This window comes from Mesorhizobium opportunistum WSM2075, assembly GCF_000176035.2.
GTDB lineage: Bacteria > Pseudomonadota > Alphaproteobacteria > Rhizobiales > Rhizobiaceae > Mesorhizobium > Mesorhizobium opportunistum.
Genome location: NC_015675.1, coordinates 4,450,214 through 4,462,898 on the forward strand (window position 1 = coordinate 4,450,214; position 12,685 = coordinate 4,462,898).

The following is a 12,685-nucleotide window of genomic DNA, read 5'->3' on the forward strand; positions in this document are numbered from 1 at the left end:
GTCCTGCAGCCTCAGGTGTAACCGCGGTCAGTGATCGGCGGGACAATCGAAGCTCGTCCCAATTCGATCAAGCGTTTGAGAGCGGTTTCACCTCACTTACCCGGTTCACCGTCATCACAAGGTACAGCTCGACACCTGACCATCCCATCGGTGCGGCCGGATCCGAAAGCGATATCGGCGTGGTATCAGTTGCTAACCTGAGACAGGGTATCCGTCGGACCGGGCAAGCCCGGCAAGATCACGCAAGACCCGGCCCGTGACTTGTTGAATGAGGCGGACACCACCCAGCAACTCGGCTGCTGCGAAGGAGCGCTGCCTTCTCCCGATCTATACATTCGTATTTCCATCCGGTCGGGCAGGCGTCCAGCACGATCCCCAACGGCAGTTCGCATGTTGGCGGGGTTCCATGGTCGAGTGTCCGCACATTGCCGCCCGCTCATTCTGGCGGCGAAGCGTTCGAAGCAAAGGCAGGTAGGCATGCGCCCGTCCAGCGATCGCATGACATTCCTCGAATGGAGCCGGCTTCCTTAGCGAGCGTCAGGCCGCGAACCCTGACGGTGCTTTCTTACCCTGGCGATCGCCGACTTGTCGATGGTTATCACCCCGCCGCAATCAATCCGCACCGTCAGCTTATTGGCTTCGCGATCGATGCGGATGATGTCTCCAACAAGAACAAGTTTATCCCCAGCTCGGGCTTTAGGTGGTGCATCCACGGGATAAGGATGGTCGTAGGACGGAATGCTGACTCTGGCGCGTCCGCTAGGGAGCACCGTGATGACGGTAGAGGTCAACGCGACCTCGTCGCCAATCTCAAACTCCCGAGGCACACTGTAATGCAGCATGGGGATCCTCCGGTGCTTTCCAGGTTAATGCTTGCAAACTAAGTTGGTTGCGTAAAATCTCGCAAATGGAGAGCCCACACTCCCCGCCGTCCGAGGCCGACGAACGTGAACGGCTTGAAACCGGTCTTTGGTTGGGAGGTCAGCCATTCGGCTTCGTTCTCACGGATCGGGCCGGTCGGACTTCCCGAACATGGCCCCTTCCGAGGGTCACCAACGCATCATGTCCGTGCCTGGGCCCTCATCAAGGCAGTCCGTGGAGAGATTCGGCCGATCAACGGACCGAGATTGGCCATCGCTGATCATGCTGATACTGCCCCGGTACTGATCTCGCCGCAGCGTTTCAGCCGCTGCGCCGCCGTCCACGACGACGAACGCTTGCTTCGCAGGACGGAGAGCACATAGCTGCGCACGTCCTCAAGCTGTTCATGAATGGCCTGACTGGGAAGGATGAACTGCTCGACGCTCAGAGGGACTGGGCTAGGCGGCCTGACCTGTCGCGACAGCATGTTCCTGCCAGCTCCGCAGACATCAGAGAGGCCGCGTGACTGATGTTCCTCAAATGAAGGTGGCGGTCAAGAAAGCGGTTTGCCTGGCCTATAATTATGGGCAGGATTTCGCAGCGACCGGCTTCTGTTTTCGGCGCTTTCCCTGATCTCGTTCGAGGATGGACTGTTCCGGCCGGAACATCTTGGTGTCGCCAGCACGATCGAACGCGCGGGCGCATATCCGATTGGCGTTTAGAGGGCTCGCACCACTTGGGGGTGATGCGAGCCCGGCCAAGGGTTGCCTTTCCTTGACCAGCAGCGCTAGGCGCTGCCGCCGCAGGAACGGGTTCTTGGGACGTGAGGTTCTACTAAGGACAAAAAAAGCGCATGCCATTCACGACCAATGCACATGATCGACCGCCTTGAGGCGGCGGCGCCGCAACGCTTCGCTCCGTAAAAATCGTACAGAGGACTTTTTCGCGATCCGAACTTAGAAGGCAATGCCCCCGTTTTTTCTTCGACTTAGCTGATGACGGCGAATTCATCCCGACACCGAAGCTGTCGACCTTTCCACCTTGCAATCCGTTGAGAACGAAGCGACTAGAGCCCTTCTCGAAATAGTCAAGGATCAGAAGTCGCGCGGCTTCAGGGAAGTTGCCTTCCGCGTCCGCGACCAAGCGAGTCAGCTAGTCGTCGTCAAGGTCGCGTCGAGCTCTCACGTGGGTGAAACCGCCTGACCGTTGTTTGTCAGGAATGACAGAGGTCAAGCTTGCCACTGGCGACACCCTTTGCTTGCCTACCCGTTTCGCAATGAAAGGAGGTAGGCATGGAACGGTATTTCTCGGTGGCCATTGTGACGCTGCTCTGCAGCCTGATGACCTTTGGCATGGCGCTGACAGTCGCCAGAACCCACAAAAAGACAGGGATTCTCGCCCCGACGATGACTGGCGATCCGTTGCTTGAGCGGACAATCCGCGCCCATTCAAACTCAATTGAATGGCTGCCGATCTTTTTGCCGTCGATGTGGCTTTTCGCAGTCTACTGGAGCGCGCCATGGGCGGCTGCACTGGGACTGCTTTGGATAGCCGGAAGGATCGCCTATTTCATCGGTTACCTGTCTGCGCCGCTGAGGCGGTACCCCGGCTTCTTTATTCAAGCTCTCGCCGCATTCGCCCTTCTCTTCGGCGCCCTTGGCAGGATCATATTCTTGATGATGCCGGGATAGGTCTGGCGCTCAGACTTGTGACGTCAGCCTCCGCTACCCGGCGTTCCGCACGTGGAACCGAAGCAAGCGTTCTCCCATTACAGGTCAGGCGACTGGAAGGACGCGCACAATGGAAATCCAGGGAATATACGCCGCGCTCGCGACATCGAGCATGGGCGATGCAGAGAAGTTCTATACTCACCTGTTCGACCGGGGGCCGGATGATCGTCCCATGGAAGGGTTGATCCAATGGCGTGGCGTGGCAGGCGCTAACATCCAGATCTTCCAAGACAAAGAGAATGCAGGGTCAGGTAGACTGACAATTGTCGTGCCCAGAATAGATGATGCCCGCAAGTCGCTCGAAGAAACTGGAGTGAGGCTGACCGGCGAATCGGAGGGTGACTACGGAAGGATCGCTCAGTTTGCAGACCCTGACGGAAATCGCATCACTCTTGCGGAGCCACCCTCGAGGCTCTTCAAAACATAACAAGCCCGAAGCGCGCCCTCTCATCGCAACGCATCAGCATCGCGCGTTCCGGCGTGGTGACCCACCCTTGCGAGAGGTGCTCTCACAGGACTGATCGGGGCAAACGGAGTTGCCCCTGGCAGAGGAACCGCCCTATGATCCGGCGCGGGGTGGGATTGGATGTGACGCCAAGGTTCATAGCCAAACAGCTTTCGTGGCCGACTGGGATCGGTGGTTGGCTTGTCCGGGCAGGCATGAACCGCGGCAATGCCCGGCTGAACACTTACGGGGTCGATCAATTGCACTTGGCTCCGGAAGATCGTGTCGTGGAAGTCGGATTCGGCGGTGGGACGGTGCTGCCGCGACTTCTTGAGGGCGCAGTATTCGTCTGCGGTGTTGATCGCTCTGAGAGCATCGTGAACGCCGCCACGCGGCGGTTCGTTGATGCAGTCAATGCCGGGCGAGCCGAGTTTCGGGTCGGCACGGTCGAGAGCCTGCCCTTGCCGGATGCAACATTCGACAAGGCTCTCAGCATCCACATTTCTGGCAAAGCCTTAAAGCTGGGTCCGCGGAACTCGGGCGTGTGCTCAAGCCAGGCGGGCGAGTCGTGCTTGGCCTCCTACCGAAGGTGCATACGGATCGGATAAACATGCCGGCCGACATCTTCACAGCACGCGAGCCGGACGAGGTCATTGCCGCATTGCAAGATGCAGGGTTCAGCGACACCGAGGTGCTGAGACCGAGTTCGGAAACCGCGTGGCTCGTTGCGACAGGTGTGCGGAGATAATTTGAGATCGCCTGTTGATCACAAGTTGTCGCCACCCGTCCTTCCACTCATTTGCATCTCACGCCAGAAGCGGACATTCAGCTGCCGGCCCCACTGCGGTCATTCGAGAACCGGCGACGGATGACCGCTCAGACGCAAAGTGGACGACATCCTTTCGAGCTAGGAATACCGTCTTCGGTTTCGAGCCGGGTGCGGTCTTCGGGCGCCAGAAGCGTTGCACACTTTGGTTCCTGTCTGGATTGTTAGCGGCACGACTCGGCGAGCCGCGACGCTTCCCTGAAGGGTCTCGGCGAATGAGCGGCAGATTTCACAGCCCAATAGTTTGCCCGGCTTCCAGAAGAAGGAAGGCAGCCGAGGAATTGCTGAGCGGGTCCTCAGGGAACGCGTGAACGGCGGAACTGCGAGTTGCATCCACCAGAGTCGCCGCCGCCTGCTCAACTTCATTTGCCAAGTGATCAACCCGCTCCATGCGGTTGATGACGCGATCGTGGAGCATCTGGAGTCGCGCGTCATGGTACATCAAGCTGCGCAGATGCCCGTCAGACTCGAGCGGTTCGAACAGCACTGTCATAGCTCGGCATCCTCGGATCCCATCCCTTCCATTAACAAACCATTATTTTCAGCTTTGGTTCCGATTGCCGAGAGGGGGATGCATGAATACACGCTCGAGAATGGCGAGCAGCGAACCCAGAGCGCGCATCACGTCTCACGCGGGCGCGGATCGCGGATCAATGACGGCCGGGAGGCACCCCCGCGGGGCCGGCGCGCGGGCCAATTATCCGATCACCGACGCAGAAATTTTTACCAAATATTCCGACCCCATAATGTGATTTGGTTTTTCAGCAGGTTCTCCCAATATGGACTGAGAGGGGGATTGGGAGGTCACGCGGATGGAACGCCTGTTGAAGTCCGACGAAGTCATACAACAAGCCATAGACCAGGCTATTCAGGGCGAAATCGTCTCCCTTAGGAAGGCCATCGCATTCATCCGAACGAAGCGCCCTGACCTAAAGGGCGAGCTGGACGAATTGGGCCACGACAACCCGCTATGTGAAAAGGTGGTCCAAGTAGCTGCGCGGACTGGGAAAGCCGTTCTCTTCGACCTGCACGATTAGGCCCACCGGGTTTACGACCGCTTGGGCTGCGCGGCGACGAGCTTATTCATGCACTCCAGCTGAAGTAGCCATTCAAGCAATCGTTCGGGAACCATTAAGGTCACCGAAGTTGGGTTTGGTTAGCAGTGCAGGCCGACCATGCCAGAACTTACTACCGAGCAACAGCAGGCTATATCGCGTCTCATTCGGAGGTGGATTACTTCAGAGACCCTGCGGCGTTACATCACCCGCTTGCTAAACCTCCCGGCAAACCCCGACGTGTCCGACGAGCAGCGGTCCATGCTTGACGAGCTAGATCGGAAACGCAAGCAATGACCCGATGGAACCCAGATACGGACTGAGGCGCGACCCCAATGGAACCTTTTGTCGGACAATTGGTTATAGGCGCCTGGACTCATGGGGACTCCCTAATGGCGAAGCGCGACAATGCCGGTCACAAGACCGTCGCCGACTCTCTTCAGGAACTGATCCGAAACGAGAACAACCGTCGTCAGGTTCGGAGGGCCTTCCGGTTGGAGGTCGAACCTGAGTTGCCGCCGACGTTAGCCTCACTCCTCGACGCCATTGAACAGGCTCATCAGGAAACCCTAAATTACCCTCATGAGCCACCAGAGGTACGACTTGAGGCGAGACCCGGATGGGAGCTGGACGGTGTTCGACGTGTTCACCGGGCAGCCGGCTGATGAGTGGAGGGCACCGGCTGAACACTTCGACCAGCCCTACGCCGAGGACTTGGCAGCGATCCTGAATGTCGAAGACCTGAAATGTGGGGTCGTCCGAGGTGATCAGTGACGACGTCCTTGGCCTGCATTCCCAAGTACTTTAGTAAAATCTTGTCGTTGTCTTATATGCAACTGACTCTATGCCGCCTGAATATCCTGTGTATTCGGCAACGAAGTGGCACCTTAGCGCGTACTAATGTGAGCGGCGGCCCTACGCTTGCCGCACTTAGTAAGCCAACCACAGGAGAGTGTCATGGCAAGTATCCTTGCGAGAACCGCCAAAGCATTGGCGAGTGGTGCAATGATTGCAGTTATGTGCATGCCGGCATATGCGGGCGGGATCGGCGTCGGAGCCGGAGCCTCGGTCGGTGGGAGCGGCGGCGTGAATGCGGGGGTGGGTGCTTCCATCGGCGGTTCGGGCGGAGTGAACGCTGGCGTCGGCGCCTCGAACGGTGGCGCGGGCGGCGTCAATGCCGGTGCTGGTGTTTCGGTTGGAGGGGCAGGCGGCGTGAACGCCGGCCTCGGAACATCAGTTGGAGGCACCACTGGCATCAGTGCCGGAGCCGCTGCGACGGTGGGCAGCCCGAAGGTTTTGAAGGCTAGAATTGGCGCAAAGATCGGTGGCCCCAATACATTGCGGGCAGGGGCGGGGGCTTCGGTCGGTGGCTCAAGCGGCGTCAATGCCGGCCTCGGGGCGTCGGTCGGCGGCTCCAGCGGTATTAATGCCGGAGCCGGTGCGCGGGTAGGCGGAACCAACGGTGTGACGGCCGGATTGGGTACAACTTGGGCGGCACGAGCGGCGTTGGTGCTGGGGCGGGCGTAGGCATTGGCAACGGCGTCAATATGGCTCTCGGCATCGGCGTCGGAAACAGTCCGAGCAGCCCAAGCAACCCAGGCAATCCGACCGGTCCCAAAGTAGCCAGTGCCCTCGCTAATATGTCGGATGGCAAGTTGGCTCGCATGAAGAAGCGGTGCGTAGACGTGCTTGGCAGCCAAGAGACTTATGACCGCGACCTGCGCCAGCTCTGCCTACTGATCGCCGGCCGTTGATCTGGACAGCCGGGAAGGAAGTGCGAACCAGCCGTAGGGCGGTATGACACTCTCCTAGCGTTCGGCCAGTCAGAAAGCCCGTCTCCCGCAAGCGACGGGCTTTTTGCCGGTGCTATTCAAGAAAGATCTTCGATCATTCATAGCTTCTAACGCTCGCGGCTCGTCTCTAAACCCTCCATGTAGTTGGCTAGCCTGAGCCTTTCCTGGCTCCGATCACCCGCGCAGAGATTTGCACTAAATTCCGACACGATCGGTCGGGCTTTAGTGCGAGTTGACATTCACCCGAGCCGCTCAAATGATCCCGCCAAATCGGTGGCAGGGGATCACATGCCGATAGCACGCCTCGCGAAAGACAGCGTCTTTGAACCTGAAGATCTGACCTTTCTGTACGAAATGTTGGACCAACTCTGTTTGCTGCGCGGGATAGAGCGCCAAAGCCATGAAGCTGAAGCGGCGGCCCTGGCGCTGATCGCCCGCTACAAGGCTGGGCTGCGCGGTGACGAACTCGCGCAATCGTTGGAAATCAAATAGCCGATTTGAGGCAGTCCAATCAGGGAACCACCAAGGCCACCAATGGTTGGGCTCAGTGCAACCGTGCAGGCCGACCATGCAAGAACTGTCTACCGAGCAACAGCAGGCTATATCGCGTCTCATTCGGAAGTGGATTACTTCTGAGACCCTGCGTCATTACATCTTCCAACTGCTGAAACTCCCTGCCGACCCGGATCTATTCGAGGAGCAGCGGTCCAAGCTTGACGAGCTTAATAGGAAGCACAACCTATCGTCCCATGGAACCAAGGTATGAACTGAAGAAGGAGCCGAAGGGGTGGTCGGTGGTCGACCGACACACCGGCAAACCAGCCGAGCCCGAAGGTCACCCAGCCGTCTGCCTGGACGTCACCTACGCGACTGACCTGGTGATGCTCCTGAACGCCAACGACCTGAAGAGCAGACTCTCTTGCGGTCGATTCGCCTGACGGGACCGGTTGTCCGCAAGCCAACGTTCATCTTCTTTGTACGCTTACCGCTCTTGTTTCTTGTAAAAACGCGCGAGAGAATCGGTCGACTGAGCTTCTGTCTCGGTGGAGGGTGGGATGGATGCTCAAGCGTCTGGTTGGCCCCTGGTTTGCGACGTCCTGAGGGATTTTCAAGAGGGGAACGTAGTCTCCTTAAAGGCGACCATTGCAATGGTGCGGAACGCGAGCCGCATCCCTTGGAGTCGGACTGTCATCTGATCGAGATTATCGTTGATGTGGCTCCGAAGCGGGGCATGTTCGTTGCCTTTGACGTGCGTGAAGCCTGATGCCCCTCGGTCGGTTCATCCTCCGGTCACAGTAAAGACCACCATCGAGGGTGATGTCCGGCACACCATCAGCGACGTTCAAGCGGCAAGGGAACAACTCGTTCAGTGGACCAAAAGAGGGCCGAAATGGTATCTGGCGGCCGGTGCCTCCTTGGCCTCACTTGATGGCAAATTACCCCCACACGTGGCTCGAAGGGCGTTCGTTGCTATCGAGGAAGGGATGCTTCTCTACGATCCTGAGGGTTGAAGAGGCTCATAAGCGGACCCTAAATTACCCTCATGATAGAGCGGCGGTATGACCTGAGGCGACACCCAGACGGGACCTGGACGGTGTTCGACGTGTTCAACGGGCAGCCAGTTTCGCCTGATGGTATCGCAGCCGTTGGCCTCAACAGAGTATGCCGACGATCTGGTCGACCTACTGAATGCCGAGGACCTGAAGAGCAGGCTTTCCCAGGGGAGGTTCACCTGATGGCCACCCACTGGTTCAACCCAGCGACCGATATGGAGAGGACGGCCGGCGCATCTATAGCGCCTATGCCGCTTCTGACGAAAAGAAGCCGGTTAATCGACGCAAATAGCGGCGGCTCATAGGTGGCGGATCGATCGCTGCGGTTCTGAGCGCATTGCTCTACCTGCTAGGGGCTGGTTAACGGGCGATTGATGCGGCCCGGCGCCTGTAGATTGGGATGTGAACAGGAACCGGGCCTAACCGACCGGGCTGTTTGTGAGCACGGCACCGTCGGCTGGAGTGATTTATGCGCCAATGCTAATATACATTTAAAGCCATCCGAATGAGGTACGAGAACAACAATCAGGGAGCAACCAATGACAGATAAAGCTGACCAACTCGGTCACGAGCGGGCGTCCTGTCACGCGGCATGGCCCATCAATGCATGCGGCTGGCTACAGGCGGGCACAAGGGCGAGGGGACGCAGTGGGCGGGTGAGCCGAGCGTTGGCGGATCGACATGCATCCGCAACCAACCCTGCCGCCGCTCGTTGACCTATGCTGGTTGATCCCAGCACTCCAGACCCTGCCCGCTGCCACCCGGTGGCGGGCTTTTTTGTGCATTAGCGGAACTTGATATTTCGGAGCAGGTTTTAAAGGCGGCAGCGTCCCCCGCTGCCAGCCGAGTGGCCCCAACCCTCGGCCGGGTCCGCCTCTGCTCGCCAGTGGGGGCGGACCCACTGCGGCTCGCAGCGCCTGGTTGTTCAGTACAGCAAGTCGGCGAACTGAAACTCGGACACTCTCCCGCTGGCCTCGTCAGTCACCTCGATGAAGTAGTCTCCCGTCCTGTGGAGCGTCAAAGTTCGACCTGTTGCCACTTCCGCTGCACGAAAAGATGTCGGCGCTTCCGCGCGAAATTCCGCTATCACGCGCCCCGCCAGAAGCTCCCGTATCTGATACGACACCGCCACCCCTCACGAACCATTTATTAAGGATACCTAACGTAGCAGACGGGGGGCGTCTATTGCAGTTTGGGTCGGGGCAGCGCGCGTTTAATATCAAAGGTCTCTGGCAAGCTCGGTTCGTTGCCTTTCCTGACGGAAGCCGTCGTCATGGCATCGGCCGGGAGAAGGATTACCATCCTGGCCTTGGGCTCGGGCCAAATCGGCCCCCCAAACAGAAATAATACGGCTGCCAGCACGCACACGAGCAGGGCGGTGGCCAAGACATTCGCAATGATCTCTCCAAATTGCATCCTGCTCTCCGCAAACATAATGCCCGCTGCCTCACCAGGAGGCGGCGGGCATCGGGCATCTTGTGAACTGACGGTGAAGGGACGTTTGTCCGTCAGTTTCGTGTCAATGAAGCGGAACGCCTTATGTTTCTGGAATAGGACCTTTGCGTCCGCCGATGGGACTTTGGTCTCACATTGGAGGGAGCGCAATTTGACCTGGGGGCGACCTGTGATGCTGCCTAGGCTGTTGCTCCACCCTGCTCGATCAAAGGCCGCGATGGCGTCATCGCCTGTATAAACCGCTATGACCTCGCACCCTGCCTCAACGAGGGATTGCTCGACGTCCAACAGGATGAGGCTCTCATCCTCCACAACTAGGACTGCACCTGAGGTCATCGGAAGCTAGCGGCTTGCTGTTGCGCCCGACGCGCAACGAACGGAAGTCCCGAACTTCCCCGCGGACTAACACATGTTAATCGGGCAGCAGCATCTCCTCCTCCTGAGCCGCGTCCTCAAACAGCAGTCGGAACTCGTTGGTTGGCATCTTGCCATCCATGGCCGAAAGGCATGCCTCAGCCGCCAGTCGCCATCTGGGTCCACGGTTGGGCCACTTCAGGAGTTCCTCTGCGGCAGCATCGACACGGGGACCCCAAGGCGAAACCCAGGGCGGTCGGTCCTCACATAGACCGGGGGAGCGAACCAGCGCGGCATTAGGGCTCGCGGACGTCGAATGCCACGAACAGCCCGCGTTTGACGGCAAAATCGACGATCATTGCGACCAACTGGCAGTCGGTTTCATGGAGCTCACGACCACGCTCGCGGACTTCTGCAATCGTCGCTTTTACGGAGATTATGTCGCCGGGTTGAGAACCAAGAAGGGTCTCGCAGACCAGCTCTTTCGCTGTTTGCTGCACAGGCCAGACAGGTGCTTGAATGTCCATCCCATCCTCCCGAAGAGACAGGAACTCAATCAGCTATTCTGGGGAGCGCGCCCTGGAAAAATCAAGAGCCGGAAGCGTACAGAGCGGATGCGGAGCCCTGATAAAGGGCGCTCTGAATGTCGCCGCCTAATTTACCAACAGGAGGAGCGGTTTGTGCTTCGGCCGTTCGTGCCAAATCACCTGGCGCAAGTCGCGCATGTCGACCTGCTGCCCGCAAGTCGGGCAGGTATAGAAATTGTCGTTCTCGTCGGCCGGCTCGCCGCCATGCTGTTTGCCGGGGATTGGTGGTCCAAGATCGGATAGCTTCGTCATCCCCGTCGAACTTTCAATTTACCTAAAATGTTCCGGAACCATTTTAGCGCGCACTAATTGAATCGCACTATGCGAGTCAGCGCATGCCTCTGAAGTTCATCAAACCGATGGAACCCGAGCTGGTCGACACGCCACCGCAAGGCGACGAATGGCTCCATGAGATCAAATTTGACGGGTATCGCACCCAGATTATCAAGGATGAAGACGGGATCCGTCTGTTCACCAAGAACGGTTACGACTGGACCGGCCGCTATATCGAACTTGCCGGAGAGGCGGAGGCGATCGAGGCCGAAAGTTTCATCATCGATGGCGAGACGATCACAGTCAACGAGGCCGGCTTGTCCGACTTCCCCGCCCTGCAATCAGCCGTCACCCGCCGGAAGCCGTCGCGCGACCTCTATCTGGTGGCGTTCGATCTCCTGCACCTGAACGGGCATGATTTGCGCAACATGCCGGTGGAAGACCGCCGCGAAATCCTGCAGGAATTGATACCAGCCGTCGGTCGCATTCAGGTCAGCAAAGCCATGCCCGGCACCGGGGCCGCAGTTTATAGCCGGGTGGACAGGGCAGGGCTGGAGGGCATGGTCTCAAAGCGTAAGGACAGCGTCTACCGCAGCGGCCCGACGATGAACTGGCGCAAGATCAAGTGCTATACCGAAAAAGAAATGGACATCATCGGGGTGCAGCGCGAGGCAGGTAAGCCCGCAATGGTGCTCATGGCCGACAAGGGTCAATATGCCGGCGGCGCTTTCGTTGCCTTCAAAGCCGACAAGCGTCAGCGACTATGGGATCGCGTGCAAGGGAAAGTCGGCGGGCCGCCGCCTATCGGTCTCAAGAAGGAAAAGGCCGAATGGCTGAAGCCTGGTCTCGTCGGTCGCGTGCGGTTCCTGAAGGGAGAGGAAAAGCTCCGCCACGCCAAGCTGCTAGATTTCAGGGAGGAAACTTAGGGGGATGTGACCTTTGGAAGGCGACGAGACATAACTGCTTCGAGCAATTCGCGTTCGTTGGTGTGAGCATTTCGAAAAATCCCAACTACCATCGATGCTAATATCGCAGCGTCTCGGCTTAGGGGATCGAGATTTTCGGCGGCGCAAACCCTGTCGAAGACACGTTGGCAAACAGCCAGATCGTAAGGGCTGATGCAGGTTCTAAAGCCACGCTGGTTCAACATACGCGAACCTCAGCCCCGCCTCAGTGCGGCGGCGGCGTTATATGATCCCATCAACGCTCAGTCGCTGAGCGTGTTCCCCGCTGAGAGGGTTGGTTGATTTCGTACAAAATGAGCGGCGGTTTTGCCGGGCGCGGTTGCCGCGCCGACAAGTTCAGGAATATAGTCCTCAAGTCGCGGCGATCACCCTCAAACGGAGTTCGCCACCAATGGCCAGATCAAAACCTTCCAAGCAATTATCGCAGGCTGAAATCGAGCGCTTTCTGGCGGCTGCGGAAGCCCTTCACTTGAGCATCATAAAGCCGTTCATATCGCCACACTGCGACCACTACAGGCAGACGCGTGTCTTGCATGAGGCGCTGTTGAAAGCCGTGCGGGAAGTGACCGGCAAGGAAGTCGAGTTCATCCGGTGGAACACCACGGGACCGTGCTGCCCCCTAAGGCTGGGCGGTAGCGGCGGAGATCGATCAGCCGAACCTGCAGATCTGACAATGCCCGCGATGCGCGTAGCGACGGCATCAAGTCCGCCGTCGCAAATTCTCGTCAAGCGTCCGAGGGCTGTCGATTAGGAATCGGCAAGATGCGGGAACAGAGTTCAGACGCCGA

15 protein-coding genes are annotated in these 12,685 nt (G+C 58.5%); 10 read left to right on the forward strand and 5 right to left on the reverse strand.

The annotated features are described in order from the left end of the window. Positions 1-527 precede the first annotated feature (527 nt). The gene (locus MESOP_RS21405) at positions 528-842 is read right to left on the reverse strand and encodes a preprotein translocase subunit YajC (protein ID WP_013895429.1); all 315 of its coding nucleotides are present in this window, start codon (positions 840-842) and stop codon (positions 528-530) included. Between the two features lie 1,060 nt (positions 843-1,902). Here MESOP_RS21405 and MESOP_RS36790 point away from each other — a divergent pair. The 4 genes from MESOP_RS36790 (at position 1,903) to MESOP_RS21420 (ending at position 3,644) form a co-directional block, all read left to right on the forward strand. Beyond that, positions 1,903-2,064: a hypothetical protein gene (locus MESOP_RS36790; RefSeq protein ID WP_425339695.1), complete on the forward strand. Its 162-nt coding sequence runs from the start codon at positions 1,903-1,905 to the stop codon at positions 2,062-2,064. Positions 2,065-2,153: 89 nt separating this feature from the next. Then, positions 2,154-2,552: an MAPEG family protein gene (locus tag MESOP_RS21410; RefSeq protein ID WP_013895431.1), complete on the forward strand. Its 399-nt coding sequence runs from the start codon at positions 2,154-2,156 to the stop codon at positions 2,550-2,552. 109 nt (positions 2,553-2,661) lie between these two features. Next, positions 2,662-3,018, forward strand: coding sequence for a VOC family protein (locus tag MESOP_RS21415; RefSeq protein ID WP_013895432.1), 357 nt, complete (start codon positions 2,662-2,664; stop codon positions 3,016-3,018). Positions 3,019-3,152: 134 nt separating this feature from the next. Beyond that, positions 3,153-3,644, forward strand: a complete 492-nt coding sequence (locus tag MESOP_RS21420) for a class I SAM-dependent methyltransferase (protein ID WP_013895433.1) — start codon at positions 3,153-3,155, stop codon at positions 3,642-3,644. 447 nt (positions 3,645-4,091) lie between these two features. On the opposite strand, the gene MESOP_RS21425 is transcribed toward MESOP_RS21420, so the two are convergent. Beyond that, positions 4,092-4,355 carry a hypothetical protein gene (locus MESOP_RS21425; RefSeq protein WP_013895435.1) on the reverse strand — a complete coding sequence of 88 codons (264 nt, stop codon included), beginning with the start codon at positions 4,353-4,355 and terminating at the stop codon, positions 4,092-4,094. A gap of 319 nt (positions 4,356-4,674) precedes the next feature. Here MESOP_RS21425 and MESOP_RS21430 point away from each other — a divergent pair, with 319 nt between their 5' ends. From MESOP_RS21430 to MESOP_RS33900, 4 genes are all read left to right on the forward strand, one after another. Further along, complete coding sequence (locus MESOP_RS21430; protein WP_013895437.1) at positions 4,675-4,899, forward strand: hypothetical protein; 225 nt, start codon at positions 4,675-4,677, stop codon at positions 4,897-4,899. A 651-nt stretch (positions 4,900-5,550) separates the two neighbouring features. Next, the gene (locus tag MESOP_RS21435) at positions 5,551-5,691 is read left to right on the forward strand and encodes a hypothetical protein (protein WP_245264922.1); all 141 of its coding nucleotides are present in this window, start codon (positions 5,551-5,553) and stop codon (positions 5,689-5,691) included. Between the two features lie 1,307 nt (positions 5,692-6,998). After that, on the forward strand, positions 6,999-7,202 hold the full coding sequence (locus MESOP_RS21440; RefSeq protein ID WP_013895440.1) for a hypothetical protein: 204 nt from the start codon (positions 6,999-7,001) through the stop codon (positions 7,200-7,202). A 719-nt stretch (positions 7,203-7,921) separates the two neighbouring features. Continuing rightward, the gene (locus tag MESOP_RS33900; protein WP_083833279.1) at positions 7,922-8,221 is read left to right on the forward strand and encodes a DUF982 domain-containing protein; all 300 of its coding nucleotides are present in this window, start codon (positions 7,922-7,924) and stop codon (positions 8,219-8,221) included. Positions 8,222-9,445: 1,224 nt separating this feature from the next. On the opposite strand, the gene MESOP_RS36245 is transcribed toward MESOP_RS33900, so the two are convergent. From MESOP_RS36245 to MESOP_RS21465, 3 genes are all read right to left on the reverse strand, one after another. Next, on the reverse strand, positions 9,446-10,006 hold the full coding sequence (locus MESOP_RS36245; RefSeq protein ID WP_245264924.1) for a hypothetical protein: 561 nt from the start codon (positions 10,004-10,006) through the stop codon (positions 9,446-9,448). 124 nt (positions 10,007-10,130) lie between these two features. Further along, positions 10,131-10,418, reverse strand: a complete 288-nt coding sequence (locus MESOP_RS33915) for a DUF982 domain-containing protein (RefSeq protein ID WP_245264926.1) — start codon at positions 10,416-10,418, stop codon at positions 10,131-10,133. Further along, positions 10,369-10,599 (reverse strand): hypothetical protein, encoded by a 231-nt coding sequence (locus MESOP_RS21465; RefSeq protein ID WP_013895445.1) that lies wholly within the window; start codon positions 10,597-10,599, stop codon positions 10,369-10,371. Before MESOP_RS21465 ends, MESOP_RS33915 begins: the two co-directional genes overlap by 50 nt. A 395-nt stretch (positions 10,600-10,994) precedes the next feature. Here MESOP_RS21465 and MESOP_RS21475 point away from each other — a divergent pair, with 395 nt between their 5' ends. Both MESOP_RS21475 and MESOP_RS36795 read left to right on the forward strand, forming a co-directional pair. Continuing rightward, positions 10,995-11,858 (forward strand): ATP-dependent DNA ligase, encoded by an 864-nt coding sequence (locus tag MESOP_RS21475; protein WP_013895446.1) that lies wholly within the window; start codon positions 10,995-10,997, stop codon positions 11,856-11,858. A 430-nt stretch (positions 11,859-12,288) separates the two neighbouring features. Beyond that, positions 12,289-12,648 (forward strand): hypothetical protein, encoded by a 360-nt coding sequence (locus MESOP_RS36795; RefSeq protein ID WP_013895447.1) that lies wholly within the window; start codon positions 12,289-12,291, stop codon positions 12,646-12,648. The last annotated feature ends 37 nt before the right edge of the window (positions 12,649-12,685 follow it).

Excerpts from the sequence above, each read along its gene's own strand:
- MESOP_RS21405 (WP_013895429.1), bottom strand. The coding sequence starts at position 842 with ATGCTGCATTACAGTGTGCCTCGGGAGTTTGAGATTGGCGACGAGGTC.
- MESOP_RS21410 (WP_013895431.1), top strand. The coding sequence starts at position 2,154 with ATGGAACGGTATTTCTCGGTGGCCATTGTGACGCTGCTCTGCAGCCTG.
- MESOP_RS21415 (WP_013895432.1), top strand. The coding sequence starts at position 2,662 with ATGGAAATCCAGGGAATATACGCCGCGCTCGCGACATCGAGCATGGGC.
- MESOP_RS21420 (WP_013895433.1), top strand. The coding sequence starts at position 3,153 with ATGATCCGGCGCGGGGTGGGATTGGATGTGACGCCAAGGTTCATAGCC.
- MESOP_RS21425 (WP_013895435.1), bottom strand. The coding sequence starts at position 4,355 with ATGACAGTGCTGTTCGAACCGCTCGAGTCTGACGGGCATCTGCGCAGC.
- MESOP_RS21430 (WP_013895437.1), top strand. The coding sequence starts at position 4,675 with ATGGAACGCCTGTTGAAGTCCGACGAAGTCATACAACAAGCCATAGAC.
- MESOP_RS21440 (WP_013895440.1), top strand. The coding sequence starts at position 6,999 with ATGCCGATAGCACGCCTCGCGAAAGACAGCGTCTTTGAACCTGAAGAT.
- MESOP_RS33900 (WP_083833279.1), top strand. The coding sequence starts at position 7,922 with ATGTGGCTCCGAAGCGGGGCATGTTCGTTGCCTTTGACGTGCGTGAAG.
- MESOP_RS21465 (WP_013895445.1), bottom strand. The coding sequence starts at position 10,599 with ATGGACATTCAAGCACCTGTCTGGCCTGTGCAGCAAACAGCGAAAGAG.
- MESOP_RS21475 (WP_013895446.1), top strand. The coding sequence starts at position 10,995 with ATGCCTCTGAAGTTCATCAAACCGATGGAACCCGAGCTGGTCGACACG.
- MESOP_RS36795 (WP_013895447.1), top strand. The coding sequence starts at position 12,289 with ATGGCCAGATCAAAACCTTCCAAGCAATTATCGCAGGCTGAAATCGAG.